The sequence below is a fragment of the Saccharothrix sp. DSM 118769 genome (assembly GCF_052936295.1).
This window is the reverse complement of the sequence record NZ_CP193627.1, coordinates 8,004,986-8,030,118: the sequence shown is the minus strand read 5'-3', so window position 1 is coordinate 8,030,118 and position 25,133 is coordinate 8,004,986. Positions and strand designations below refer to the sequence as shown.

25 protein-coding genes are annotated in these 25,133 nt (G+C 72.8%); 15 read left to right on the top strand and 10 right to left on the bottom strand.

Going from position 1 to position 25,133, the window contains the following annotated elements:
* Positions 1 to 45: 45 nt before the first annotated feature.
* Positions 46 to 1,176, bottom strand: coding sequence for an FAD-dependent oxidoreductase (locus ACRAKJ_RS33785; protein WP_438919165.1), 1,131 nt, complete (start codon positions 1,174 to 1,176; stop codon positions 46 to 48).
* 52 nt (positions 1,177 to 1,228) lie between these two features.
* On the bottom strand, positions 1,229 to 1,738 hold the full coding sequence (locus tag ACRAKJ_RS33780; RefSeq protein WP_438919166.1) for a DinB family protein: 510 nt from the start codon (positions 1,736 to 1,738) through the stop codon (positions 1,229 to 1,231).
* 263 nt (positions 1,739 to 2,001) lie between these two features.
* Between ACRAKJ_RS33780 and ACRAKJ_RS33775 the strand changes: the two genes are divergently transcribed.
* From ACRAKJ_RS33775 to ACRAKJ_RS33740, 8 genes are all read left to right on the top strand, one after another.
* The gene (locus tag ACRAKJ_RS33775) at positions 2,002 to 2,964 is read left to right on the top strand and encodes a hypothetical protein (RefSeq protein WP_438919167.1); all 963 of its coding nucleotides are present in this window, start codon (positions 2,002 to 2,004) and stop codon (positions 2,962 to 2,964) included.
* Between the two features lie 214 nt (positions 2,965 to 3,178).
* Positions 3,179 to 3,784: an ANTAR domain-containing response regulator gene (locus ACRAKJ_RS33770; RefSeq protein ID WP_316034042.1), complete on the top strand. Its 606-nt coding sequence runs from the start codon at positions 3,179 to 3,181 to the stop codon at positions 3,782 to 3,784.
* Between the two features lie 350 nt (positions 3,785 to 4,134).
* The gene (locus ACRAKJ_RS33765; protein ID WP_438919168.1) at positions 4,135 to 5,313 is read left to right on the top strand and encodes an ABC transporter substrate-binding protein; all 1,179 of its coding nucleotides are present in this window, start codon (positions 4,135 to 4,137) and stop codon (positions 5,311 to 5,313) included.
* Positions 5,314 to 5,440: 127 nt separating this feature from the next.
* Complete coding sequence (locus ACRAKJ_RS33760) at positions 5,441 to 6,403, top strand: ABC transporter permease subunit (protein ID WP_438919169.1); 963 nt, start codon at positions 5,441 to 5,443, stop codon at positions 6,401 to 6,403.
* Between the two features lie 11 nt (positions 6,404 to 6,414).
* Positions 6,415 to 7,560 (top strand): ABC transporter permease subunit, encoded by a 1,146-nt coding sequence (locus ACRAKJ_RS33755; protein ID WP_438919170.1) that lies wholly within the window; start codon positions 6,415 to 6,417, stop codon positions 7,558 to 7,560.
* 32 nt (positions 7,561 to 7,592) lie between these two features.
* Entirely contained in the window at positions 7,593 to 8,333 is a 741-nt protein-coding gene (locus ACRAKJ_RS33750; RefSeq protein ID WP_438919194.1) for an ATP-binding cassette domain-containing protein, read from the top strand.
* Complete coding sequence (locus tag ACRAKJ_RS33745; RefSeq protein ID WP_438919171.1) at positions 8,323 to 9,027, top strand: ATP-binding cassette domain-containing protein; 705 nt, start codon at positions 8,323 to 8,325, stop codon at positions 9,025 to 9,027. The genes ACRAKJ_RS33750 and ACRAKJ_RS33745 overlap by 11 nt, the downstream gene beginning before the upstream one ends.
* 116 nt (positions 9,028 to 9,143) lie before the next feature.
* On the top strand, positions 9,144 to 9,947 hold the full coding sequence (locus ACRAKJ_RS33740) for a maleylpyruvate isomerase N-terminal domain-containing protein (RefSeq protein WP_438919172.1): 804 nt from the start codon (positions 9,144 to 9,146) through the stop codon (positions 9,945 to 9,947).
* A gap of 40 nt (positions 9,948 to 9,987) precedes the next feature.
* Here the strand turns inward: ACRAKJ_RS33740 and ACRAKJ_RS33735 are convergent, their stop codons facing one another.
* On the bottom strand, positions 9,988 to 10,557 hold the full coding sequence (locus tag ACRAKJ_RS33735; RefSeq protein ID WP_438919173.1) for a DUF4352 domain-containing protein: 570 nt from the start codon (positions 10,555 to 10,557) through the stop codon (positions 9,988 to 9,990).
* A gap of 28 nt (positions 10,558 to 10,585) precedes the next feature.
* The gene (locus tag ACRAKJ_RS33730; RefSeq protein WP_438919174.1) at positions 10,586 to 11,008 is read right to left on the bottom strand and encodes a hotdog fold thioesterase; all 423 of its coding nucleotides are present in this window, start codon (positions 11,006 to 11,008) and stop codon (positions 10,586 to 10,588) included.
* Between the two features lie 52 nt (positions 11,009 to 11,060).
* On the opposite strand from ACRAKJ_RS33730, the gene polA reads away from it, so the two are divergent.
* The gene (gene polA, locus ACRAKJ_RS33725; RefSeq protein WP_438919175.1) at positions 11,061 to 13,736 is read left to right on the top strand and encodes a DNA polymerase I; all 2,676 of its coding nucleotides are present in this window, start codon (positions 11,061 to 11,063) and stop codon (positions 13,734 to 13,736) included.
* 108 nt (positions 13,737 to 13,844) lie between these two features.
* On the opposite strand, the gene ACRAKJ_RS33720 is transcribed toward polA, so the two are convergent.
* Positions 13,845 to 14,288 carry a winged helix-turn-helix transcriptional regulator gene (locus tag ACRAKJ_RS33720; protein WP_438919176.1) on the bottom strand — a complete coding sequence of 148 codons (444 nt, stop codon included), beginning with the start codon at positions 14,286 to 14,288 and terminating at the stop codon, positions 13,845 to 13,847.
* Positions 14,289 to 14,363: 75 nt separating this feature from the next.
* Here ACRAKJ_RS33720 and ACRAKJ_RS33715 point away from each other — a divergent pair, with 75 nt between their 5' ends.
* The 4 genes from ACRAKJ_RS33715 (at position 14,364) to ACRAKJ_RS33700 (ending at position 17,510) form a co-directional block, all read left to right on the top strand.
* Positions 14,364 to 14,861, top strand: a complete 498-nt coding sequence (locus tag ACRAKJ_RS33715) for a GNAT family N-acetyltransferase (protein ID WP_438919177.1) — start codon at positions 14,364 to 14,366, stop codon at positions 14,859 to 14,861.
* A 14-nt stretch (positions 14,862 to 14,875) separates the two neighbouring features.
* Positions 14,876 to 16,195 (top strand): hypothetical protein, encoded by a 1,320-nt coding sequence (locus ACRAKJ_RS33710; protein ID WP_438919178.1) that lies wholly within the window; start codon positions 14,876 to 14,878, stop codon positions 16,193 to 16,195.
* A 128-nt stretch (positions 16,196 to 16,323) separates the two neighbouring features.
* Entirely contained in the window at positions 16,324 to 16,920 is a 597-nt protein-coding gene (locus tag ACRAKJ_RS33705) for an AAA family ATPase (RefSeq protein ID WP_438919179.1), read from the top strand.
* Positions 16,917 to 17,510 (top strand): hypothetical protein, encoded by a 594-nt coding sequence (locus ACRAKJ_RS33700; RefSeq protein ID WP_438919180.1) that lies wholly within the window; start codon positions 16,917 to 16,919, stop codon positions 17,508 to 17,510. Before ACRAKJ_RS33705 ends, ACRAKJ_RS33700 begins: the two co-directional genes overlap by 4 nt.
* On the opposite strand, the gene ACRAKJ_RS33695 is transcribed toward ACRAKJ_RS33700, so the two are convergent.
* The 5 genes from ACRAKJ_RS33695 to ACRAKJ_RS33675 form a co-directional block, all read right to left on the bottom strand.
* Complete coding sequence (locus ACRAKJ_RS33695) at positions 17,507 to 18,103, bottom strand: TetR family transcriptional regulator (RefSeq protein ID WP_438919181.1); 597 nt, start codon at positions 18,101 to 18,103, stop codon at positions 17,507 to 17,509. The two genes, ACRAKJ_RS33700 and ACRAKJ_RS33695, sit on opposite strands and share 4 nt — an antisense overlap.
* The gene (locus ACRAKJ_RS33690; protein WP_438919182.1) at positions 18,100 to 19,995 is read right to left on the bottom strand and encodes a YhgE/Pip family protein; all 1,896 of its coding nucleotides are present in this window, start codon (positions 19,993 to 19,995) and stop codon (positions 18,100 to 18,102) included. Before ACRAKJ_RS33690 ends, ACRAKJ_RS33695 begins: the two co-directional genes overlap by 4 nt.
* Positions 19,992 to 20,615: a hypothetical protein gene (locus ACRAKJ_RS33685; protein WP_438919183.1), complete on the bottom strand. Its 624-nt coding sequence runs from the start codon at positions 20,613 to 20,615 to the stop codon at positions 19,992 to 19,994. The genes ACRAKJ_RS33690 and ACRAKJ_RS33685 overlap by 4 nt, the downstream gene beginning before the upstream one ends.
* Before the next feature lie 111 nt (positions 20,616 to 20,726).
* Complete coding sequence (locus ACRAKJ_RS33680; RefSeq protein ID WP_438919184.1) at positions 20,727 to 21,650, bottom strand: GNAT family N-acetyltransferase; 924 nt, start codon at positions 21,648 to 21,650, stop codon at positions 20,727 to 20,729.
* A gap of 10 nt (positions 21,651 to 21,660) precedes the next feature.
* A complete protein-coding gene (locus ACRAKJ_RS33675) occupies positions 21,661 to 22,491 on the bottom strand; it encodes a methyltransferase domain-containing protein (protein WP_438919185.1) in 831 nt (276 codons plus the stop codon).
* A gap of 190 nt (positions 22,492 to 22,681) precedes the next feature.
* Between ACRAKJ_RS33675 and rpsA the strand changes: the two genes are divergently transcribed.
* Positions 22,682 to 24,178, top strand: coding sequence for a 30S ribosomal protein S1 (gene rpsA / locus ACRAKJ_RS33670; protein ID WP_438919186.1), 1,497 nt, complete (start codon positions 22,682 to 22,684; stop codon positions 24,176 to 24,178).
* A 290-nt stretch (positions 24,179 to 24,468) separates the two neighbouring features.
* Entirely contained in the window at positions 24,469 to 25,095 is a 627-nt protein-coding gene (locus ACRAKJ_RS33665; RefSeq protein WP_438919187.1) for a hypothetical protein, read from the top strand.
* The last annotated feature ends 38 nt before the right edge of the window (positions 25,096 to 25,133 follow it).

Genomic DNA, 25,133 nt, shown 5'->3' with positions numbered 1-25,133 from the left:
ATCAGGCGGTCCCGCCCCGCGCACGCCCGTTCACCCACCGGCGTTTCACCCGGACGCGGTATCCGGGGCGGGGCGCGGCGCGCGGGCGAACCGGGCGGCGTCCCACGAGGACGCGTCGACCGCCGGCTCGCGGCCCAGGTACAGGTCCCGCAGCACCTCGCCGACCGCCGGGCCGCGGAGCAGGCCGTGGCCGGAGAAACCGGTCGCGTACAGGAACCGGCCCACCCCGCGCGCCTCGCCCAGCAGGGCGTCGCGGTCGGGCGTCACCTCGTGCAGCCCGGTCCGGCCGCCGGCCGGGGGCACGTCGAGCAGGGCGGGCGCGAGGCGGGCGGCGGCCCGGACCGGCCGGTCGGGCAGGTCGGGGTCGGCCACGCCCACCAGCACGCCGCGGCCCTCGCGGTGGAGGTAGGCGGTGGTGGCGAGGTCCACGGTGAACGGCAGCGCGGTGGGCAGCGCCGGCACCGGCCCGGTGAGCACGACCTGCCGGTGCAGCGGCGTCACCGGCAGGTCGACGCCCGCCAGGTCGCCGACCGCGCGCGACCACACCCCGGCCGCGCACACCACCGCGCCGGTCGCGACGACGCCGCGGTCGGTGGTGACGGACCGGACCTCGCCGCCGCGCACCCCGACGTCGAGCGCGGTGACGCCGGTGAGCAGCCGCGCGCCCAGCCGGCGGGCCGCCTCGGCGTAGGCCACGACCACCGCCCGGGGCGCGCGGTGGTCGTCGTCGGGGGAGTGGGCGGCGGCGAGCACCCGGTCCGGGTCGAGCAGCGGGCACAGCGCCACCGCGTCGTCCGGGTCGAGCGGGGTGGTCGGCACGCCCAGCGCGGCCCGCACCGCCACGCCCCGCTCGAACGCCGCCACGCCCTCCCGCTCGCTCACCACGAACAGGTGACCGCCCCGGCGCGGGTCGAGCCGCACGCCGGGCCGGGCGCGGAACCGGGCGAACGACGCCAGGCCGAGCGCCGCCAGCCGGAGGTGCGCCTCGGCGGAGAACCGCACCCCGCCGCCGGCCTTGGCCGCGGCGCCCGACCCGAGGGCGTGCCGCTCGACCAGCACGACGTCCCGCACGCCCGCCTCGGCGAGGTGGAACGCCGCGCACACGCCCGTGAGGCCGCCGCCGACGACCACGACGGAGGCCCGCTCGGGCAGGTCCGCCGGTGGTGGGGTCGTCACGTCCCCCAGCGTGGTGGTCCGGGCCGCGCCGGGACAGGGCCGGGCGGTGGACTCACTCGCCCTTCTCGCCGTCCGCCAGCTCGCGCAGCAGGTCGAGGTGGCCCACGTGCCGGGCGGTCTCCTGCACCAGGTGGGTGAGCACCCAGCGGACCGTGCGGCCCCGGCCGTCGCGGTCGCCGCGCGTGCGGTCGTCGGGGCCCAGCCCCGCCAGCGCCCGCGCCGAGCGCTCCCACTCCGCCCGGTAGTCGGCGACGACGGACCCCACCGAGTCGCCGGGGCCCAGCCGCCACGACGCGTCGGCGTCCTCGCCCCACAGCGACGGCAGGTCCGCCCCACCGGTCTCGATCGAGAACCACCAGCGCTCGACGGCCGTGAGGTGCTTCAGCACGCCGAGCGCGCTCACCACCGGTGACGTGCCGATCGGCGTCGCCGAGGCGTCGGCGGTGTCCAGGCCCTCGACCTTGGCCACCGCGGTGAGCCGCAGGAAGGTGAGGAACCCGGTCAGCAGCCGCAGCTCGTCGTGGGCGTCCACGCGCGGCCACGCGCGTTCGTTCGAACTCATGTTCGAACCTTACGGCACCGGCGGGGCGAGGTCGCGGGCGGTGGCCCGGGTCCGGTCCGCGCCCGCCCGCCGCCGCGGACCCCTGCTATCGTCGGGAACGGCGTGTGCGGGCAGACGTCGGGCTGGAGCCACCCCCCGGCAACCGGGTGGCGAATCCGCCGCGGGGTGGGGGCACCCCTGTCCGAGCAGTGCGGAGCAGACAACGGACCGACGCGCGACCGCGTCCTTGTTCGCCGGGCCGGGCGGCGGGAGCGAGGACTGCCGTGTCCCGATCGTCGTTGACCGAACAACTCGTGGACCTGCGCCGGGCGTGCACCGGCGAGAACCTGACCCAGGCCGTGCCCGCGGTCAAGGCCGTGCTGCACGACCTGCCCCCCGACCGGCGCGGACGCGTGGTCGACGCGCTGCGCGGCCGGGCCGACGCGCGCGGCCTGTTCCTGCCCGACGCCGAGGACGCCGACCAGCGCGCCCTGGAGGCCGTTGTGCTCGTGGCGGGCCTCGACGCGGCCGGGCACCTCCAGCTGCGGCCCCCCGCGAGCATGCTGCGCCCGGCGCATGCGTTCCGCGCCGTCGAACCGCTGCCGCACCCGCGCGTGCACCTCACCGAGCACGCCCTCGGCCCGCTGCTCTACGAGCTGCTGCCCCGGGTCGACGACTCGTGGGTGGCGGGCGTCCCCGGCCTGCGCGTCACCCGCCACCCGCGCTCGGTCGAGCTGCGCCTGCTCGGCTCGGACGCGGCCGTGCGCCTGGCGGGCGTGGACGAGCGGGCGTGGGAGGTCGGCATGGGGTACGTCCGCACCCTGATGAAGGGCCGCGACCTCACCGGCGAGTTCCTCGACGGCCCGCTCACCGACGCGGAACGCGCCCACCTGGGGGAGACCCCTCGCCCGACCGGCGTCGGCAGCCTGGTCCTGCGCCGTTACAACTTGTTCACACGGGCACCGTGGCTGCGCGCGATGTCCCAGGGCGACCGGCTGTGGGTGGAGTGGCCGCGCAGCCTCGGCGTGGTCCCGGTGGCCGACCGGCTGCTGCACCCGGTGGTCGGGCTGCCCGGCGCCGTCGAGCTGCCCGGCACGACCGGCGCGCTGACCCTCTCCGCCGCCTGGTACGACCTCCACCTGCGGGAAGTCGAGGGCCCGGACCCGGACCACGAGGCCGCGCTGGCCGCGTTCGAGTGGCCCGAGGGCGTCACCGGGTGGTGGGAACCGCCGCACGCGGTGAAGTGACCCCGAGGGGGCGCCGGGAGGTCCGGCGCCCCTCCGGCGCGGGAGCGCGACCACCCGGCGCGCTGGTCCGAACAGCCCCGTCGGGGCCGCCGGAACGCGGCCCGGTGGCCGTGATCACGGCCCGACCGCGCCGACGCCGGCCGGACCGCCGGTAGACTGCGGGTTCGCCCGGCGCGACCGCGTCGAACCGCCGCAGAGTGTCAGGAGGACCCCGGTGACCCAACAGGCTGCCGAGGCCCAGCCCGAGGTCGCGCCCCGTCGCGTGCTCGTGGCCGAGGACGAAGCCCTCATCCGCCTCGACCTGGTCGAGATGCTCCGCGAGGAGGGTTACGAGGTGGCCGGTCAGGCCGCCGACGGTGACGAGGCGGTCACGCTGGCCACCGAGCTGCGCCCCGACCTGGTCATCATGGACGTGAAGATGCCCAAGGTGGACGGCATCGAGGCCGCGTCGGCCATCGCCGGCCAGCGCATCGCGCCCGTGGTCATCCTCACCGCGTTCAGCCAGCGCGAGCTGGTCGAGCGCGCCCGCGACGCCGGCGCGATGGCGTACCTGGTCAAGCCGTTCGCGAAGCGCGACCTCGTGCCCGCCATCGAGCTGGCCATGAGCCGGTTCGCCGAGCTGACCGCGCTGGAGAACGAGGTCGCCGGCCTCACCGACCGGCTGGAGACCCGCAAGGTCGTCGAGCGCGCCAAGGGCCTGCTGATGACCAAGCAGGGCCTGTCCGAGCCCGAGGCGTTCCGGTGGGTCCAGCGCACGGCGATGGACCGCCGCACGACCATGAAGGCCGTCGCCGAAGCGGTCATCGAAAACTTCGGCTGAGAACGAACCGCGCCGTTTGCCCCATCGGGCACTCGATCAGGTGTCCCGTCGGGCACACGATCGAGTGCCCGTTCCGCTTCCCCGTCCGGGTATCGGACAGTTCGGCGTGCCCATTGTTCGTCACTGTTCGCATTGGCCTTGTGACCTGCGGCTATTTGAGCTGGATTTAAGATTGTTAACGGCAGGGCATTTCCCGGTGACTACCGTCACGATGTGGACACAGAGCAGTAAGACCACCTGTTCACCGAACTCAACTGAAGCTACGTTCCTGCCCTAACCCACGCCCTCGTGTGAGGGCTCCGCTCCGCCTACCGGCGGGCTGGTTGGTTGGTGTCATGGGAGGTATTCCGGTGTCAGGAGCACGACTCGGCCGAGTTCTGGCGCTGGCGGCGGCTTCGTCGCTGGTGCTCGCGGCTTGCGCCGGCGGTGGCGGCGGTGGCGGCGACGCGGGTGGCGACGTCAGCTCGGTCAAGATCGGGTTCATGGGTGACCTCACCGGCGAGAACTCCGCGATCGTGATCCCGCCCCGGAACGGGGCGAAGATGGCGTTCGACGAGTACAACGCCAAGAACCCCAAGGTCAAGATCGAGATGGTCCAGTACGACAGCCAGGGCAAGCCCGACCAGGCCACCTCGCTGATCACGAAGGCCGTCGGCACGGACAAGATCGTCGGCCTCATCGGCCCCGCCTTCTCGGGCGAGTCGAAGGCCATCGGCGGCGTGCTGGAGGAGAACAAGATCCCCAGCGTCTCCCCGTCGGCCACGAACCCGGGCCTGGCCTCCAACGGCTGGACCTACTGGCACCGCGTCGTCGCCAACGACGACGACCAGGGCCCCGGCATCGCCGAGTTCCTGGTGACGGCGAAGTCGCCCAAGAAGGCGTTCGTCCTGTCCGACGACCAGGAGTACTCCGTCGGCCTGGCCGAGGCGGTCGCCAAGTCCTTCCAGGGCAAGGGCGTCGCCGTGGAGCAGGACAAGTTCGCCAAGGACGCGTCCGACTACTCCTCGACCGTCACCAAGGTCGCCGCGGCGCAGCCCGACGTGATCGTCTTCGGCGGCTACTACGCCCAGGCGGGTCGCCTGCTCAAGCAGCTGCGCGACGGTGGCGTGACCGCCACGTTCGCCTCCGGTGACGGTTCGCTCGACCAGCAGCTCGTCTCCGGCGCGGGTGCGACCGCGGCCGAGGGCGCCGTGCTGGCCTGCCCGTGCAACATCCCCTCGCCGGACGTGACCGGTGCGCTGAAGACGTTCTTCGACAACTACAAGAAGTCGGCGAACGCGGACCCGGCCATCTACGCGACCGAGGGCTACGACGCGGCCACCGCGTTCATCAAGGCGGTCGAGTCGGGTGCCACCACCTCGGAGAAGATCAACGACTTCCTGAAGACGGTGAGCTTCGAGGGCGTCTCCAAGCCGATCAAGTTCAAGGCGAACGGCGAGCCGGAGAACAACTCCATCTTCGTCTACCAGGTCAAGGGTGGTGTCCTCAAGCTGTTGGGTCCGGCGGAGTCGGCCAAGCTCGAGGGCTGATCCGAGACGGAATAGGCAAGCAAGCTAGCGCGCTGGGGAGCGGGAGCGTCGTGCCAACGACTGCTGCCGCTCCCCGCCACTATGGCGAAGTTCCTCTCCCCCGCCCGTCTCGTGAGGCATACCTGTCATGCTTGATGATTTCCTCAACCAGTTCCTACCCAGCACGGTGGGCGGACTGGTGTTCGGCTCCATCTACGCGCTCGTCGCCCTCGGCTACACGATGGTCTACGGCGTGTTGCGCCTGATCAACTTCGCGCACTCCGAGATCTTCATGATCGGCACGTTCACGTCGCTGGTGGTCGTCACGGCCATCGCCCCGACGTCGCCGCTCACGGGGATCGCCCTGATCGGCGTGATGTTGTTGATCATCGTGCTGTCGGCCGCCGTCTCCGGCGGCGCCGCGGTCCTGCTGGAGCTGGTGGCCTACCGGCCGCTGCGCAGGAAGGGTGCCACCCGGCTCACCGCGCTGATCTCCGCCATCGGCGCGTCGCTGTTCCTCCAGGAGCTGTTCGCGCTCGTCATCATCCCCTGGTTGACCGGCAAGCCCGGCCGCAACCAGCAGTCGGCCGCCCGCATCGTCGACCGCGACACGGTGTTCACCATCGGCAACGCCGCGGTCCGCACCGACCACATCATTGTCGTGGTGGCCGCGGTGATCATGATGATCGCGCTGGACCGCCTGGTGAACAAGACCAAGATCGGTCGCGGCATCCGGGCCACCGCGCAGGACCCCGAGGCCGCCGTCCTCATGGGCGTCAGCATCGACAACATCGTGCGGATCACGTTCCTCCTCGGTGGCGCGATGGCCGGCGTCGCCGGCGCGCTGTACCTGATGGAGTTCGAGAACACCGTCTTCAACGTCGGCTTCGTGCTCGGCATCAAGGCGTTCACCGCCGCCGTGCTCGGCGGCATCGGCAACCTGCGCGGCGCCCTGCTCGGCGGCATCGTGCTCGGCCTCATCGAGAACTGGGGCGCGATCTTCCTCGGCTCCGAGTGGAAGGACGTCATCGCGTTCACCGTCCTGGTGGTCGTGCTGATGTTCCGCCCCACCGGCATCCTCGGCGAATCCCTGCAGAAGGCCCGCGCATGAAAGGCAACGGAGTGACTGGCAAGGCGAACCCGTTGAGGCGGGTGGGCGCCCTGTTCGACAGCGCCCGCGACTGGTGGGAGCAGGCCAAGACGTGGCAGCGGTACCTCGTGTACGCCGCCGCGATCGTGTTCGCGCTCATCCTGCCCGCGCCGGCGATCGGCTCGTTCATGTCGCCCGGCTCGGACTGGACGACCGTGCTGATCTACCCGATCGGCACCTACATCCTGCTGGCCGTCGGCCTGAACGTCGTGGTCGGCCAGGCGGGTCTGCTCGACCTCGGCTTCGTCGCGTTCTTCGCGATCGGCGGCTACTCGGTCGCCTACTTCGGCACCCAGTACGGCTGGAACTACTGGGCCACCGTCGCGTTCGGCATCATCCTGGCCGCGGTGTCCGGCGTCATCCTCGGCGCGCCCACGCTGCGCCTGCGCGGTGACTACCTGGCGATCGTGACGCTCGGCTTCGGCGAGATCGTCCGCATCACCGCCAACAACTCCGACGAGATCGGCGGCGCGCGGGGCATCACCAACGTCCCGCACCCGACGGACATCCCCGGAGTGGTGGAGTTCGGCCTCCTGCCCGCCCCGTACTACTACCTGATCCTGGTCGCCATCGTGATCGTGATCATCTTCTCGGTGCGGCTGCAGAAGTCCCGCGTCGGCCGCGCCTGGGCCGCGATCCGCGAGGACGAGGACGCCGCCGAGCTGATGGGCGTGCCCACGTTCAAGTTCAAGCTGCTCGCCTTCGCCATCGGCGCCATGATCGGCGGCCTCGCGGGCGGCATCTACGCGGGCAAGGCCGTGTTCATCGAACCGAACACCTTCCCGTTCATCCTGTCCGCGACCATCCTCGCCGCGGTCGTCCTGGGCGGCGCGGGCAACCTGCCCGGCGTCATCCTCGGCGCGTTCGTCATCGCCTGGCTGCCCGAGCGGTTCCGCGAGGTCAACTGGCTCAAGGACGCCCTGGGCACCGACCCCGCCGAGTACCGCATCCTGCTGTTCGGCGGCGTGCTGGTGCTGATGATGGGCCTGCGCCCCGAGGGGCTGCTCCCGTCCCGGCGGCGCAAGGCGGAACTGCACGAGGGCACCGGCGGCATGGGCGCCATGGGCGCCGAGGTCGCGGGTCCGGACACCGAGGTCTCGTCGGAGGTGGCCAAGTGAGCACGCCCGTCCTCCAGCTGGACGCCGTGACCATGCGCTTCGGCGGCGTGGTCGCGCTGCGCGAGGCGCGGATCAGCATCGCCGAGGGCGAGATCTTCGCCCTCATCGGGCCGAACGGCGCCGGCAAGACCACCGTGTTCAACGTCGTCACGGGCGTGTACGCGCCCACCGAGGGGCAGGTGCTGTTCAACGGCACGCCCATCAGCGGCGCCAAGCGGTTCAAGATCACCAAGATGGGCATCGCCCGCACGTTCCAGAACATCCGGCTGTTCCACAACATGTCGGCCCTGGAGAACGTGATGGTGGGCGCGGACGCGCACCACAAGACCGGCGCGGTCGGCGCGACGCTGAACCTGCCGTGGCACCGCAAGGAGGAGAAGCGGGGGCGCGAGCTGGCGCGGGAGCTGCTCGACTTCGTCGGCATCTCCGGCCGGATGAGCGAGACCGCGAAGAACCTGCCGTACGGCGACCAGCGTCGCCTGGAGATCGCGCGGGCGCTCGCCACCGACCCGAAGCTGCTGCTGCTCGACGAGCCCGCGGCGGGCATGAACCCGGCCGAGAAGGAATCGCTCCAGCAGCTGATCCGCAAGATCCGGGACAGCGGGCGGACCGTCCTGCTCATCGAGCACGACATGAGCCTGGTCATGGGCGTCAGCGACCGCGTGGCGGTGCTCGACTTCGGCCAGCTGATCGCAGAAGGGCTGCCGGCAGAGGTGCAGAACGACCCGAAGGTCATCGAGGCGTACCTGGGGGTGTCCGAAGATGCTTCTTGAGGTCAAGGACATCCACGTCCACTACGGCAAGATCGCGGCCATCAAGGGCATCAGCCTGGAGGTCGGCGAGGGTGAGATCGTCTCGCTCATCGGCGCCAACGGCGCGGGCAAGACGACCACGCTCAAGACGATCTCCGGCCTGCGCCCGCTGACCAGCGGCAGCGTCTCGTTCAACGGCGAGGACATCTCCAAGATGCCCGGCCACAAGCGGGTCGTGGCGGGCATCGGGCAGTCACCGGAGGGCCGCGGCGTGTTCCCCGGCATGACGGTGCAGGAGAACCTCCTGATGGGCGCCTACACCCGCAAGGACGCCCTGGACGCCGACCTCGCCGAGGTCTACGAGCTGTTCCCGCGCCTGAACGAGCGCAAGAACCAGTTCGGCGGCACCATGTCCGGCGGCGAGCAGCAGATGATCGCCATCGGCCGGGCGCTGATGACCAAGCCGAAGGTGCTCCTGCTCGACGAGCCGTCGATGGGCCTCGCGCCCATGCTCATCGCGCAGATCTTCGAGATCATCAAGGAGATCAACAAGCGCGGCACGACCGTGCTGCTGGTCGAGCAGAACGCGCAGCAGGCGCTGAAGCTGTCCGACCGCGCGTACGTGCTGGAGACCGGCCGGGTCGTCAAGAGCGCCCCCGGTCCGGAGCTGCTGGACGACCCCCAGGTGCGCGCGGCGTACCTCGGCGGTCACTGATCCGTCCCGCCCGACGACGAGGGGGTCCCACCGAGCGCGGTGGGACCCCCTCGTCGTTCGCGCGCCGGGGTGGAAAACCGCTGTCCCGCCGCCGCGCGGGGTGGTAGACAGCCGCGGTGCACACCACCCTGGGGTTCCCCGACCTGCTCCGGCTGATCGACGAGCGGTCGGCCGCCTTCCGCGCCGCCGTCGCCGCCGCGCCCGACCTCGACGCGCCGGTGCCGACCTGCCCCGGCTGGACGCTGTTCGACCTGGCCCGCCACATCGGGGAGGGGCGGCGCGCCTGGGCAGCCACCGTCGCCGCGGGACCCGCCGCCGCCAAGTCCGCGCCGGTGGGCGCCCCGCCCGCGCCCCGGGACCGCGAGGCGCTGTCGGACTGGCTGGCCGCCTCGACGCGGGAGCTCCTGGACGCGCTGCGGGAGGCCGGGCCGGACGCGAACTGCTGGGTGTGGTGGGGCGTCTCGCAGTCGCCGCCGACCACCGGCGCCGTCGCCCGGCACCAGCTCCAGGAGATCGCGGTGCACACCTACGACGCGCAGCTCACCGCGGGCGCGCCGCGACCGCTGCCGGACGAGGTCGCGGTGGACGGCGTCGAGGACTTCCTGTTCACCTGCTGCGCGACGACGCACGCCTGGCCGCACGACCCCGCCGTCGTCGAGTACCACGCCACCGAGGGCCGCTCCTGGCGCCTGTGGCTCTCCGCCGACGGCGCTCGGGCCGCCCGCCTGCCCGAGCCGGGCAACGCCGGGGGTGCCACCGCCGGGGGTGCCGCCGCCGGGGAGGTCGTCGACGCCTCCGCCCGCGCCTCGGCCCACGAGCTGGTCCTGGCCCTGTACGGCCGCGCCCCGATGGACTCCCTGGACCTGGTCGGCGACCGGCGCGTGTTCGACGGGCTCGTGGCCTGGGAGCCCGGCGCCTAGGACCGGCCACCCGGGACCGTGGTGCCCGAACCCGTGGTGCTCAGGACCGGGCGAGCGGGATGTCCGTGCCGGTCTCGTCCTTGAGGTCCGTCAGCGTCGGCCCGCCGAACACCCGCAGGGCCAGCGGCTTCGCGTCGTCGGGCAGGTCGTAGTAGACGTCGTACTCCAGCCGCACGTTCGCGCCCAGGTCGATCACGTCCGGCTGCCGCTTGATCGTCATGGCCTGCGCGTCCGGCTCGTGCTCGGCCTTCGCGTCGTCCACCAGCACGTGCCGGCGGGCGGCGAACGACACGCTGCTGCGGCCGTTGTTGACCACGCTCATCCGGACCCGCACGAACTGCCCCTGCGCCTGCCACTCGGCGTGGCTGCCGATGATCGCGTCGATCCCGGTGGTGAGGCCCACCAGGGTGAACGCCGTGTCGCCGTCCGAGGTGGTCGGCAGGTGCAGCGCCTTCTCGTCCGGCCGCACGGTCTGCGCCGGCACCGGGTAGGTCTCCGCCGCCGACGTCTCCGGCGGCGAACCCGCCTGCACCGGGGCGCCCGTGCACCCGCCCACCAGCAGCACCGACGCCACCGCCACCACCCGGACCAGCCGCACGGCCACCTCCACCTCGTCGTGGTCCCATTACACCGCGCGGTCAGCCCTTCGGCGCGTCCTTGAGGAAACAGGTGAGGCGGGCCGTGCACACGCGGCGCTCCCGCTCGTCGGTGATCACGATCTCGTAGGACGCCGTGCTGCGCCCGCGGTGGATCGGCGTGCACACGCCCGTGACCAGGCCCTCCGTGGCGCCCCGGTGGTGCGTGCAGGACAGCTCCAGCCCCACCGCCAGCCGCTCCGGGGCCGCGTGCATCGCCGCCGCGATCGACCCGAGCGTCTCCGCCAGCGCGGCGCTCGCGCCCCCGTGCAGCAGCCCGTACGGCTGGCGGTTGCCCTTCACCGGCATCGTCCCGACCAGCCGGTCGGCATCCCATCGGGTGATCTCGATGCCGAGCTTGTCGGTGAGCTGTTCCGCGGCGACCGCCTGGTTGGCGCCGGGGAGGTCCTCGGGTGCTGGTGTCACGTGCTGCTCCACTCGGTTCAACGCTGTCGGACCCTCACCCTAGACTCGGCCCGTGAGCACCTCAGGAGCCTCCCGCCTGCTGCTGATCGACGGCCACTCGATGGCCTACCGGGCGTTCTTCGCGCTGCCCAAGGAGAACTTCCAGACCGGGACCGGTCAGACCACCAACGCGGTGTACGGCTTCACGTCGATGCTGATCAACCTGATGCGCGACGAGCGGCCCACGCACGTCGCGGTGGCGTTCGACGTGTCCCGCAAGACCTTCCGCACCGAGGCGTACGCGGACTACAAGGCCGGCCGCAGCGAGACGCCCGACGAGTTCCGCGGCCAGGTGAGCCTCATCCGGGACGTCCTCGACACGCTGAACATCCGCACCCTGTCGAAGGACAACTACGAGGCCGACGACATCATCGCCACGCTCACGACCCAGGCGACGGCGCTCGGCTACGAGGTCCTCATCTCCACCGGCGACCGCGACGCGCTGCAACTGGTCACCGACAAGGTGACGGTGCTGTACCCCGTCAAGGGCGTCTCCGAGATGGCCCGCTACACACCGGAGCTGGTGCTGGAGAAGCAGGGCGTCCCGCCCGCGCTCTACGCCGACTACGCGGCGGTGCGCGGCGACTCGTCCGACAACCTGCCCAACACCCCCGGCGTCGGGCCGAAGACGATCGTGAAGCTGCTGAACCAGTTCGGGTCGCTCGACGGGCTGGTCGACCACGTCGACCAGGTGCCGGGCAAGGTCGGCGACGCGATCCGCGCCAACCTGCCCAACATCATCCTCAACCGGCAGCTCACCGAGCTGGTCCGCGACGTCGAGCTGCCGTTCGGCCCCGAGGACCTGGACGCGAGGCCGTGGGACCGCGACGCGGTGCACCGGCTGTTCGACGAGCTGGAGTTCCGCGTCCTGCGCGACCGCCTCTTCGCCACCCTGGCCACCGCCGAGCCCGAGGCCGAGGAGGGCTTCACCGTCAGCGGCGGCCTCGTGCCCGCGGGCGGCCTGGGCGCCTGGCTGGACGCGCACGCCCGCTCCGGGCGGGTCGGCGTCGCGTTCCGCTCCGCCGGCGCCGACCTGGAGGGCCTCGCGCTCGCCGCGGTCGGCGGCGAGGGCGGGTACGTCGAGGTCGCCTCGCTCTCCGAGGAGGACGAGAACGCGCTGGCCGCGTGGCTCGCCTCGCCGGACGTGCCCAAGGCGGCGCACGACCTGAAGCTGCCCCTGCGCGCGCTGCGCGCCCGCGGGTGGGTGCTGCGCGGCGTCACCAGCGACACCGCGCTCGCCGCCTACCTCGTGCGGCCCGGCCAGCGGTCGTTCGCCCTCGACGACCTCGCGCTGCGCTACCTCAAGCGCGAGCTGCGCGCCGAGGAGACCTCCGACGGCCAGCTGTCGCTGCTCGCCGACGAGGAGGAGGAGCGCGAGAAGGTCGCGCAGGGCGCGATCGTGCGGGCGTTCGCCGTGGCCGAGCTGGCCGACGCGCTCGACGAGGAGCTGGTGCGCACCGGCCAGGAGTCCCTGCTGGCGTCGCTGGAACTGCCGCTGATGCACGTGCTCGACGAGGTCGAGGCGGTCGGCATCGCGATCGACACCGAGCACCTCGCCGCCCTGGAGGCGCACTTCGCGGCGGGCGTGAAGGAGGCCGCGCAGGCCGCCTACGCCGTCATCGGCAAGGAGATCAACCTCGGCTCGCCCAAGCAGCTCCAGGTGGTGCTGTTCGACGAGCTGAACATGCCGAAGACGAAGAAGACCAAGACCGGGTACACCACGGACGCCGACGCGCTCCAGACGCTGTTCGAGAGCACCGGCCACGAGTTCCTCCAGCACCTGCTGGCGCACCGCGACGTGATGCGGCTCAAGACCACCGTCGACGGCCTGCTCAAGTCGGTCGCCGACGACGGGCGCATCCACACCACGTTCCACCAGACCATCGCCGCGACCGGCCGGCTGTCCTCGACGGACCCGAACCTCCAGAACATCCCGATCCGCACGGACGAGGGCCGCCGCATCCGCGAGGCGTTCGTCGTCGGCCCCGCGTTCGCCGAGCTGATGACCGCCGACTACAGCCAGATCGAGATGCGGATCATGGCGCACCTGTCGGAGGACGAGGGCCTGATCGAGGCGTTCCGGTCGGGCGAGGACCTGCACACGTTCGTGGCGTCCCGCGCCTTCTCCGTGCCGACGTCCGAGGTGAGCGCCGAACAGCGGCGGCGGGTGAAGGCCATGTCGTACGGGTTGGCCTACGGGCTGTCCGAGTACGGCCTGGCCCAGCAGCTGCGCATCCCCACCGTCGAGGCGCGCGAGCAGAAGGAGACGTACTTCGCCCGCTTCGGCGGCGTGCGCGACTACCTGAACACGATCGTCGCGGACGCCCGGGAGAAGGGCTACACGGAGACGATCCTCGGCCGCCGCCGGTACCTGCCGGACCTCAACAGCGACAACCGCCAGCGCCGGGAGATGGCCGAGCGGATGGCGTTGAACGCCCCCATCCAGGGCAGCGCGGCCGACATCATCAAGGTCGCGATGCTCGGCGTGTTCCGCGCGCTGGAGGCGTCGGACCTGCGGTCGCGGATGCTCCTCCAGGTGCACGACGAACTGGTGCTGGAGATCGCGGAGGGCGAGCGCGAGGCCGTGGAGGCGCTGGTGCGCGAGGAGATGGGCAACGCCTACCACCTGGCGGTCCCGCTGGAGGTCTCGGTGGGCGTCGGCCGCTCCTGGGACGCCGCCGCCCACTGACGTCCGGGCGGTCCGGGGGCGGGGCCGAGTCCCGCCCCCGGCGCAGCACCCCCCAGCACAGGCCCCTCAGCGCAGGCCCTCCAGCGCAGTCTTCTCAGCGCAGTCCTCTCAGCGCAGCGGCGTCACGCGCACGTCCCGCGCCGTCAGCGCCCCCGCGCACGCCGTGCAGGTGACCGCCACGTCCACGCCGCCCCCGCAGTCGCGGTGGTGCAGGTCGAACGACGGGCCGGTCTCCGGCGACATCCAGCGGTCGCCCCACTTGCGCAGCGCCATCAGCACCGGGTACAGGTCCAGGCCCTTCTCGGTCAGCCGGTACTCGTAGCGGGTCCGGACGTCCTTGTACGCCTCGCGCCGCAGGATGCCCTCCTCCACGAGCGTCCCCAGGCGCTCGGTCAGCACGCTGCGCGAGATCTCCATCGTCGCCTGGAAGTCCTCGAACCGCCGCGTCCCCAGGAACGCCTGCCGGAGCAGCAGCAGGGTCCACCGCTCGCCCAGCAGGGCCGCGGGCAACGACACGGTGCACTGCTCGTCCACGACCTTGACCTGTCCCACGCCCCCACGATACCGCTTGCGTTCGGAAACCGAATCCAGTTAGGGTTCGATTTCCGAACCCAAGGGGCGCACGCCATGCGAGTCCGCGAACTGCACCGCGCCGAAGCGGCCGACGTCGTCGAAGCCGTCTTCCGCGGCCTCTCCCCGCACAGCCGCTACCTGCGCTTCCACGCGCCCGTGCCCCGCCTGACCGCGGACATGCGCCGCCGCCTCGCCGACCTCGACGGCCGCCGCCGCACCGCCCTCGTCGCCGAGTCCCACCGCCGCCCCATCGGCATCGCCCGCCTCGCCGCCACCGGCGGGGGCGCCGCCGAGGTCGCGGTCGCCGTCGTCGACCCGTGGCAGCGCAGGGGCGTCGGCACCCGGCTCGTCGCCGAACTCGGCGCGCTCGCCACCGCCCTGAGCTACACCGCGCTGCACGGCGACGTCCTGCACGACAACCAGGCGGTGCTGCACCTCGTCCGCCGCGTCTTCCCCGGCGCCCGCCTCACCCGCGAGGACGGCGGGGTCGTCCGGGTGGACCACCCCCTCGTCGTCACCCACGAGGACCTGGTCGCGGACCTGCGGTGGTGAGCAGAATCAGGGGCATGCGACGGAGCAGCGGCACGCGACGGGTGTTCGTCCTGGTCCTCACCCTCCTCCTGGTGGCCCCACCGGCCGCGCGGGCCGAACCGCCGGGCGACCGGCCGCTGCCCGGCTACACGATCGACAACCCGCCGCTGCCCCCGGCGCAGGTCGGCGGCCTGCCGTCCCGGGTGCTCCAGGGCGTGCACGAGCACGCCGCCTACACCGTCGAGGTCCCGCCGCGCTGGAACGGCCGCCTCGCCCTGTGGGCGCACGGCTACCGCGGCGCGAGCACCGTGCTCACCGTCGACCCGCCCGCCTACGGCCTGCGCCAACGCCTCCTCGACCAGGGCTTCGCCTGGGCGGCCTCCAGCTACTACGCCAACGGCTACGACGTGAAGGCGGGCGTCGAGAGCACGCACGCCCTCGCCCGCCACGCGCAGCGGCTGATCGGGCGGGCGGAGGACGTCCTCGTCGCGGGCGTCTCCATGGGCGGTCACGTCATCGCCCGCTCGCTGGAGCAGTACCCCGGCTTCTACGGCGGGGCCCTCCCGATGTGCGGCGTGCTCGGCGACCACGAGCTGTTCGACTTCTTCCTCGACTACAACCTCACCGCGCAGGCGCTGAGCGGCATCCGCGCGTGGCCCGCGCCGGCCGACTACCTGACCGCCGTCGTCCCCCGCATCAAGGCCGAGCTGGGCCTGACCGGCACGCCGAACGAGCGCGGCGGGCAGTTCACCTCGATCGTCGTCAACCGCTCCGGCGGCCCGCGGCCCGGCGCCGAGCGGGCGGTCGGGTTCTGGGAGGACTTCCTGTTCGGCCTGGCGACCGGCTCGTCCGGCGAGGGCCTGGCCGCCGACCCGGGCCAGGTCGCCACCAACGTGCTCACCCGGTACGCGCCGAACAGCCCGGTCGACGTCGACCGGGTCGTCCAGCGGGTGCTGCCGGAGAACCTGCGGGCCCGGCTCACGCCGGCGCTCACCGAGGTGCCGCGCGTCGCCGGCCGGCCGACCGCGCCGGTGCTGTCGCTGCACGACCTGGGCGACCTGTTCGTGCCGTTCTCCATGGAGCAGGTCTACGAGCGCGAGGTGCGGCGCCACGGCCGGGGCCACCTGCTGGCGCAGCGGGCGATCCGCGCGGTCGGCCACTGCGAGTTCAGCCCGGCCGAGGCCGGTGCCGCCTGGGACGACCTGGTGACGTGGGTCGACACCGGCCGCGAGCCCGCCGGGGACGTCGTGGCCGACCCCGCGGTCGTGGCGGCCCCGGACTACGGCTGCCGCTTCAGCGACCCCGCCGCCTACCCGGACCCGAACGGCACGCGCCGGCTGTTCCCGACCTGCTGACGCGCGCCGGGGACCGGACGCCCCCCCGCCGGGGCCCGACCGCGCCGCGCGCCGCGTCGGGTCGACATCCCGACCCGATCGCCGCCGAACGCCGCGGCGGAGGGCGTTCGCGGCGGTAGCCTGACCCGGTGCCGCTCCTGGGACCGCTCGACGAGTTGCCGCACCCGCCGCGCCGGGTGCTCGTGACCGGCACGTCCGGCTCGGGCAAGTCCACCCTCGCCCGGCACGTCGCGGACTGCCTCGGTCTGTCCTATGTGGAGATGGACTCGCTGTTCCACGGTCCACAGTGGACGCAGAGGCCGGAGTTCGAGGACGACGTGCGGCGACTGGTGAGGACACCGGCCTGGGCGACCGAGTGGCAGTACAGCGCGGTCCGCCCGCTGCTGCTGTCGCACGCCGACACGCTGGTCTGGTTGGACCACCCGAAGCACCTCGTCATGCGGCGGGTGACCGTGCGCACCACGATGAGGCGGGTGCGGCGGGTCGAGCTGTGGAACGGCAACGTCGAACCGCCCCTGCGCACGGTGTTCACCGATCCCGAGCACCTGCTGCGCTGGGCGTGGAAGTCGCACCGCAGGACCGGCGACCGGGTCCGGGCCGTCCTCGGCGGCGAGCGCGCCGACCAGCTCGTGGTGGTGCGGCTGCGGGGGCAGCGCGAGGTCGACCAGTGGCGTAGAGGCCCGTTGCGCAGAGCCGCGGAACGGGGTGAGGAGTCGGTGCGATGAGCGAACGGCGAACGGCGTTGGTGCTGGGCGGCACGGGGATGCTGAAGGGCTGCGCGGACGAGCTGCTGTCCGGCGGGTGGCACGTGGTGCTGCCCAGCCGCAGACCCGACACCCTCGGGCAGGCGGCCCGGGCGTCCCTGAAGGGGCGCGGGCACGTGCCCCAGGGAGCGGACGGGGAGGTGCGGGCGCGGCGGGTCGCGGCGGACTGGGCCCGGCCGCGGGAACTGGCCGAACGGGTCGGGCAGGTGCTCGACCGGCCCGCCGACCTGCTGGTCGCCTGGGTGCACACGAGCTACCGCGCCGCCGTGCTGCGGGCCGTGGCCCCGCTGCTCGCGCCGCACGCGCCGGTGGTGGAGGTGCTCGACAGCGGCGAGATCGACGCGGTGCGCGGCGTCCCCGACCCCGTCCTGGAGGGGCACCCGGCGCAGCAGGTCGTGCTGGGCTTCGTCCGGCACGGCGGCGGCACGCGCTGGCTCAGCCACGAGGAGACCTCGGTGGGCGTGCTGGAGGCGGTGCGCCGGGCGCTGGACGGCCGCCCGCCGTCGGTGCACCAGGTGGGCGAGATCGACACCTGGGAAGTGCGCCACTAGACCCCGGGGCGCAGCCCCCGCACCAGCAGCAGCACCGACTCGCGGACCTCGGCGAGGCTCCGCTCGGGCTGGAACACCTGCCAGTCCAGGGCGACCACGAGCATGGTGCCGAACAGGGCGGCGGACGCGGTGCCGACCTGCACGCCCTCGGGCAGCCGGCCCGCGTCCGACAGCCGCTGCACCTGCCCGCGCACGATGGACACGATGTCGTCGCGCAGCAGGCTCAGCGTGCCGTGCCACTGGCCGGGCGTGCGCCACAGCTCCGACACCAGCAGCTGCCCGAACGCCGGGTACTCGGCGAAGAACCCGAGCATCCCGTCCACCAGCGAGGACAGCGCGGCCTCGGTGCCGTCGTCGTCCTCGGCGACCCGCAGCCGCGCGGCCAGCAGGTCGACGCCGTGCCGCAGCAGGGCGTCGACCAGCGCGTCCTTGCTGGCGAAGTTGTAGTACACGGTGCCCTTGGCCACCCCGGCCTCGGCGGCGATCTCGTCCACCGTGACGCTCGCCGCGCCGCGCTCGCCGACGAGCTTGAGCGCCGCGTCGAACAGCTTCTGCTTGGTGACGGCGGTGCGGCCGGGGCGCGGGGTCGTCACAGCACCAGCTCGGGCTTGAGGCGAGACGGGGTCCACACCCGCTGCTTGTACGCCGCGAGCGTCGACAAGGCAAGACCCGCGACCAGGTAGCCGACCAGGACCAGGGCGTCCGCGCCGACGTCGCCCAGCGGCCCGCCGTACACGAGGTGCCGCAGGCCGTCCACGGCGTAGCCCATGGGCAGGCCGTGGTGCAGCGGGTGCAGCGGCGCCGGGATCGTCTGCCACGGGAACGTGCCGCCCGCGCTGACCAGCTGGAGGATCAGCAGCACCAGGCCGATGAACTTGCCGACCGCCCCGAACAGGGCGTTCAGCGCGTGCAGCACGGCCACGAACGCCGCCGACACCAGGAGCAGGAACGCCAGCGCGCCGACCGGGTGCGACGGCCGGATGTCCACCACGAGCGTGACCACCGAGTACATGACGACGACCTGCGCCACGCCCAGCAGCGCGCCGGGCAGCCAGCCGCCGACCGCGACCCGCACCGCCGACCGACCGGCCGCCAGACCGCGCCGGGACAGCGGCTTGAGCAGCAGGAACAGCACGAACGCGCCGATCCAGGTGGCCAGGCAGAGGAAGAACGGGGCCAGGCCCGCGCCGTAGCTGCCCGCCGACGTCTGGCTCACGCCGCGCACGGTCACCGGGTCGCCGATGGTGTGGGCGGTCGACTCGCGGGTCGGGTCGTCGGGGTTCGGGATCTCCGAGACGCCCGCGGCCAGCCCGTCGTGCAGCTGGTTGGCGCCGTCGACGAGCTGCCGCTCCCCGTCGCGGAGCTGCGCCGCCCCGTCGCGCACCTGCGCCGAGCCGGACGCGAGCTGCGCCGCGCCGTCGGTGAGCTGGGTGACGGCGCCGGTCAGCGCGGGGGTGGAGGCGGCGAGCTGCGCGGCGCCGTCGGACACCTGCCGCGCGCCGTCCGCCAGCGCCCGCAGCTGCCCGACCGCGCCCTGGACCCGGCCGTTCGCGTCGTCCACCGGCCTGCGGACCTCGCCGACCGCGCCCAGCACGCGCTGCACCTGCTCCTCGGTGAACCCGAGCGCGCGCAGCCGGGCGGCGATGTCGCCGTCCACCGCGTTCAGCCGGTCGACCAGGGCCTGCGCCTTGGCCGCGTAGCCCTCGGCGGTCCCGGCCACGGTGGCGTTGCCGTCGGCGACCTGCTTCGCGCCGTCGGCCAGCCGCTGGGTCTGCGCGGGCAGCTGCGCGGTCTGGTCGCGCAGCTGCGCCAGACCGGTCGACAGCCGCGCCGCCCCGTCGGCCAGCGGCGCGGTGCCGTCCGCGAGCTGCTGCGCCCCGGTGAGGGCGTCCTGCTGGCCGGACGCGAGCCGCGCCGCGCCGTCGGCGGCCTCGGCCGTCTTCTGCCGGATCGTGGAGAACCCGAGCAGCAGCCGGTCCGCCGCCTCCGCGCCGACCTCCACCGAGACGGAGCGGCGCACCTCGGTGACCACCTGGTTGGCGATCGTGGACCCGAGGTAGTTGTTCGCGTCGTTCGTGGTCAGCACGATCACCCCCTGGCGCGGGGTGAAGTCGCCGGTGGAGAGCAGGGCCTGCGAGAAGTCCCCCGGCAGGGTGAGGGCGAACGTGAACGTGCCGTCGCGCACGCCCCGCTCCGCCTCCTCCGCGCCCACCCGGCGCCAGTCGAAGCGCTTGCCGCCGACCAGCTCGTCGGCGACGTCCGCGCCCGCGTCGAGGCGCGTGCCGTCACCCGAGACGGCCCCCTCGTCCTCGACGACGAGCGCGGCGGGCACCTGGTCCAGGTTCGAGTACGGGTCCTTGTTGGCGTACAGGTACAGCGACGCGTACAGCAGCGGGACCAGCGCCAACGCCAGCACCGCGAGCTTCGGGAGCGTGCCGGCGGTGATCCGGCGCAGCTCGTTGAGCGCCATCCGCAGCGCGGTCACTCGGACTCCCCAGGGGTGTTGTCGGCCCCGATGCGGCCGGCCGGGACGCCGAGGAAGCCGGCGGAGGTGGTCGTGCACAGCACGACGACGGACCTGGTGGCGGTGACCTGCGCGCGGGCCAGCTCCAGCCAGGACGCGGGGTCGCCGTGGTAGCGGTCGGGGCTGTCCAGGACGAGGACCGCGGCGTCGGGGCGGCCCGCGGCCAGCTCCAGCAGCAGGCCGCAGCGGGTGTGCGCGGGGACGTGCTCGAAGCGGTGGTCGTGGTAGCGGTCGGCGTCCCGCTCGACCAGCCAGTCGGCGACCGCCTTGCGACCGCTGCGCGCGCCGTTCACGGCCAGCTCCTCGCCGACGACGCCGGCCAGCGACAGGGAGCCCTCGGGTTCGGTCACGCCGGGGGAGTCGACCGGCACGACCCGCCTGCGCAGCTCGCGCTCGTCGGGCGTCACCTCGCCGGTGCTCGGCCGCATCCGACCGGACAGGACGAGCGCCAGCGCGGTGTGCCCGGAGTCCGGGTCGCCCGCCACGAGGACCAGCTCTCCCGGTTCCACCAGCAGCGACGTCGGCTTCAGCAGGGGGCCGTGCGGCCCGGTGACGCCGACGCGACGGGCGTGGATGTGCACCCGGCACCTCCTATTTGAACTGACCAGTCAGTTCAAATAGTGGCTCGTAGGGGTGTCGCTCGCAACTCACGGTCGTGTGATCCGGGTGTCAGCCCGGGGGACGGGCCGGGGTCAGCGCAGCGCGCCGGCCGGGCGGACCTCCCACATCGTCCACAGTGGACGATATCCCTGCCGGGGCCAGAACACCGAGGACAGCGGGTTCGGCGGGTTGTAGTAGAGGTAGGTGCCGACCGTGCCCAGCCGGGCCAGCTCGCGGTGCGCGAACGCCATCAGCTGCCGGCCCACCCCCGAGCCCCGCGCGCCGGGCAGCACGGACACGCAGTTCACGTACCCCCAGCGGCCCGTCGGCAGCCGGGTCGAGGTCAGGTTGCCCGGCTCGGACGTCACCACCGCGCACTCGGCCAGCGCCACCGCGATGCCGTCCCGCTCCGCCAGCCACGCCGGACCGCCCGCGGCCAGCCGCTCGGCCAGCGTCCGCCGCTTCAGCTCGGCCGCGTCCGGCCGGTGCACCGTGGAGCCGACCATCGACGAGTAGCGCAGCTCGGCCAGCGCCAGCGCCAGCACGGTGTCCAGGTCGGCGGGCGTGGCCCGGCGGATCGCCGCGCCACCGGTGACCGGGGGCGGCGGGGCCTGCCGGGTCGCGATCACGGTCAGCGGCACCAGGCCGTGGTCCAGCAGCGCCCGCGTCGACTCGGCGTCCCGGCTCGGCCAGGTCAGCACGCACGCCGAGTCCCGCTCCGCCGGGTGCAGCAGGTCCAGCCGCTGCCGCCACGCCCGCAGCAGCGCGTCCATGCCCGCCGCGCCCGTGCCGCCCAGCAGCGGCGACAGCTCCCACACCTCGGTGGCCGACCACAGGCGGGCGGGGGAGCGGCGCTCGTGCACCTGGCGGGTCAGCACGCCGGCGACCCGCGTGCCGTCCGGCAGCGCCGCGGTCAGCACGTCCCCGTCCGCGGGGGGCGTCGGCGGCGGCAGCAGCGGGTCGATGCTCGCGAACCTCGCCGCCTGCGCCTCCACCAGCCCCCGCCCGACGGTCATGCCAGGGAGGTTACGACTTCCGCGTCCGGAAGATCGCGGTGCCCGGGAACAGCCGGCCGCGCAGCGGGCTCCACTGGCCCCAGTTGCGGGTGTGCCCGGCCGGCCACTCCGGCTCGACCACGTCGAGCAGCTCCAGACCCGCCCCGACGAGCGCCCGCACGTAGTCACCGGTGGTCCGGTGGTGCTCCACGTACGTGGCCCGGCCGGTGTCGTCGACCTCCACGTACGGCGTGCGGTCGAAGTAGGACTGCGTGACGGTGAGGCCGTTCGGCCCCGGGTCGTCCGGGAAGATCCACCGGATCGGGTGAGTCACGGAGAAGACCCACGGGGCGCCGGGCCGCAGCACCCGGGCCACCTCCCGGAACACCTCGCCCACGTCCGCCACGAACGGCACCGCGCCGAACGCGGAGCAGGCGGCGTCGAACGCGGCGTCGGCGAACGGCAGCTGGTCGGCGCTCGCCTGGACCAGCGGCACCGAGGTGCCGGTGGCCCCGGCCGCCGCGACGGCGTGCCGCAGCATCCCGGCCGAGATGTCGAACGCCACCACGTCCGCGCCCCGCCGCTTCAGCCAGCGCGCGCACGGCGCGGAGCCGCAGCCGACCTCCAGCACCCGGCGTCCCCGCACGTCACCGAGGTAGCCGACCTCCTCCTCGCGGACGCCCTCGGGGCACCAGACGAAGTCAGCCGCGCCCAGGAAGTCGCCGTGCTCGGCGTGGTAGTCGTCCGCGTCGGCGTCCCACCAGACCCGGTTCGCCGCCCGCGACTCCGCCGCGTCGACCCCCCGCTTGGCGATGCCGGTCGTGCCGAGCGCCAGTTCGGCGCTCGCGTGCTGGTCGGACACGCTGCTCCATTCACGCGGACCGGTTTGCCCGGTGGTCGTCGAGCCGCGTACGATACCGCGTGCGTGGTGCGTTCGCGCTGCCCATGATCGGTGATCTCCTGGTGAGTCGGTCTTCGCGGTGGGGCGCGCCCTCCGCGAAGCGTCGAACCCGCAGGCCGAAACCCCAATCCGTACCGGAGCCACCTACCTAATGTCCACCGACACCACCACTGTCCCGGTTGCCGCTGCGCCGAAGCAGGTCGCCATCAACGATATCGGGACGGAGGAGGACTTCCTCGCTGCTATCGACAAGACGATCAAGTACTTCAACGACGGCGATATCGTCGAGGGAACCATCGTCAAGGTCGACCGGGACGAGGTCCTGCTCGACATCGGCTACAAGACCGAGGGCGTCATCCCCTCGCGTGAGCTGTCGATCAAGCACGACGTCGACCCCAACGAGGTCGTCAAGGTCGGTGACGAGGTCGAGGCTCTTGTTCTCCAGAAGGAGGACAAGGAAGGTCGGCTGATCCTCTCCAAGAAGCGTGCTCAGTACGAGCGCGCCTGGGGCACCATCGAGGCGCTCAAGGAGAAGGACGAGCCCGTCAAGGGCACCGTCATCGAGGTCGTCAAGGGCGGCCTGATCCTGGACATCGGTCTGCGCGGCTTCCTCCCCGCCTCGCTCGTCGAGATGCGCCGCGTCCGCGACCTCCAGCCCTACGTGGGCCGTGAGCTCGAGGCGAAGATCATCGAGCTGGACAAGAACCGCAACAACGTGGTCCTGTCCCGCCGCGCGTGGCTGGAGCAGACCCAGTCCGAGGTCCGCAGCGAGTTCCTCAACCAGCTGCAGAAGGGCCAGGTCCGCAAGGGCGTCGTGTCCTCCATCGTCAACTTCGGTGCCTTCGTGGACCTGGGTGGCGTGGACGGCCTGGTGCACGTCTCGGAGCTGTCCTGGAAGCACATCGACCACCCGTCCGAGGTCGTCGAGGTCGGCCAGGAGGTCACGGTCGAGGTCCTGGACGTCGACATGGAGCGCGAGCGCGTGTCGCTGTCGCTCAAGGCGACGCAGGAAGACCCGTGGCGCCAGTTCGCCCGGACCCACGCGATCGGCCAGATCGTGCCGGGCAAGGTCACCAAGCTCGTCCCGTTCGGTGCGTTCGTCCGCGTGGACGAGGGCATCGAGGGCCTGGTCCACATCTCCGAGCTGGCCGAGCGCCACGTGGAGATCCCGGAGCAGGTCGTCCAGGTCGGCGACGACGTCATGGTCAAGGTCATCGACATCGACCTCGACCGCCGGCGGATCTCGCTGTCGCTCAAGCAGGCCAACGAGGGCTTCACGGTCGACTCCGAGTTCGACCCGACCCAGTACGGCATGGCCGCCGAGTACGACGACCAGGGCAACTACATCTACCCCGAGGGCTTCGACCCGGAGACCCAGGAGTGGCAGGAAGGCTTCGACAAGCAGCGCGAGGAGTGGGAGCGGCAGTACGCCGAGGCCCACACGCGCTACGAGGCCCACATGAAGCAGGTCGCCAAGGCCGCTGCCGCCGAGGAAGAGGCCGCGGGCGAGACGAACTACTCGTCCGGTGGCGACGCCCCGGCTGCCGCGTCGTCGTCCAGCACGGGCGCCCCGGCCCAGGCCGGCGGCACCCTGGCCAGCGACGAGCAGCTGGCCGCGCTCCGCGAGAAGCTGTCGGGCGGCGCCTGATCAGCACCCCGGTCACCTGACCGGTAGCACTCCCGAGTCGCCCCCCACCCCTCCGGGTGGGGGGCGCTCTGCTGTCCCCACCCGCGAACGCCCAACTCACCAGCCGCGAACGCATGACTCACGGGTCGCGAACGCATGACTCGCCGGTGTGCCGGCCACTCGCCGGCGAGTCCGACGCTCGCGACCCGTGAGTCCAACGCTCGCGACCCGTGAGTCCGACGCTCAGGACCCCTGAGTTCTGCGTTCGAGCAGGCTGGGGGGCTGGTGCGGTGCGCTAGGTTGAGAGCCCTATGAGCGCGCGGATGATGCTGCTGCCGGTGGTGCTGGCCGTCGTGTTGCCGGCCCTGGTCTCGGCGTGCGCGCCCGCGCCGAGGACGCCCGCGCCGCCGCCGCAGATCCCGACGATCCTGCCGCCGACGACGATCACCCGGACCCCGCAGATGGCCGACCGCCCGCTGCCGGACGACTGCGAGCTCGTCCTGCCCGTCGAGGTGCTCGACCAGAAGCTCGGCCGCGAGCTGGGCGGCGAGCTGAAGCAGATCATCGGCGTCCGCGAACCGTCGCTCGGCCGCACGGGCAAGCTCGACTGCTACTACGGCCTCGGCGAGCGGCAGCCGATCGCGGCCGCCCCGGTGGTCGTCGGCCTCGCCACCTACGTGGACGAGCCCACGGCGGCCGGGCGGGTCGCGGACAGCGTCACCGCCGAACGCGAGGACGGCGCCACGACCGGCAAGGTCGACGTCACCAAGCACAAGGCCGACCTCGTCGTCACCGCGGCCGAGCGCCTGCTCATCGGCTCGCTGGGCAAGACCACGTACGTGGTGCGCGTGAAGGCCGGTTTCCTGCCGGAGGACCAGGTCCCCGGCTTCCTGGCCGCACTCGCCCAGCAGTCCATGACGCCCGCCGAAGAGGACTGAGCCCCCCGCCGAAGAGGACCGGGCACCCCCGCCGAAGA

Bases quoted from the DNA above. Each gene is read 5' to 3' on its own strand.
- ACRAKJ_RS33780 (WP_438919166.1), bottom strand. From the start codon at position 1,738: ATGAGTTCGAACGAACGCGCGTGGCCGCGCGTGGACGCCCACGACGAG.
- ACRAKJ_RS33760 (WP_438919169.1), top strand. From the start codon at position 5,441: ATGCTTGATGATTTCCTCAACCAGTTCCTACCCAGCACGGTGGGCGGA.
- ACRAKJ_RS33750 (WP_438919194.1), top strand. From the start codon at position 7,593: ATGCGCTTCGGCGGCGTGGTCGCGCTGCGCGAGGCGCGGATCAGCATC.
- ACRAKJ_RS33745 (WP_438919171.1), top strand. From the start codon at position 8,323: ATGCTTCTTGAGGTCAAGGACATCCACGTCCACTACGGCAAGATCGCG.
- ACRAKJ_RS33715 (WP_438919177.1), top strand. From the start codon at position 14,364: ATGCGAGTCCGCGAACTGCACCGCGCCGAAGCGGCCGACGTCGTCGAA.
- ACRAKJ_RS33710 (WP_438919178.1), top strand. From the start codon at position 14,876: ATGCGACGGAGCAGCGGCACGCGACGGGTGTTCGTCCTGGTCCTCACC.
- ACRAKJ_RS33700 (WP_438919180.1), top strand. From the start codon at position 16,917: ATGAGCGAACGGCGAACGGCGTTGGTGCTGGGCGGCACGGGGATGCTG.
- ACRAKJ_RS33680 (WP_438919184.1), bottom strand. From the start codon at position 21,650: ATGACCGTCGGGCGGGGGCTGGTGGAGGCGCAGGCGGCGAGGTTCGCG.
- rpsA (WP_438919186.1), top strand. From the start codon at position 22,682: ATGTCCACCGACACCACCACTGTCCCGGTTGCCGCTGCGCCGAAGCAG.
- ACRAKJ_RS33665 (WP_438919187.1), top strand. From the start codon at position 24,469: ATGAGCGCGCGGATGATGCTGCTGCCGGTGGTGCTGGCCGTCGTGTTG.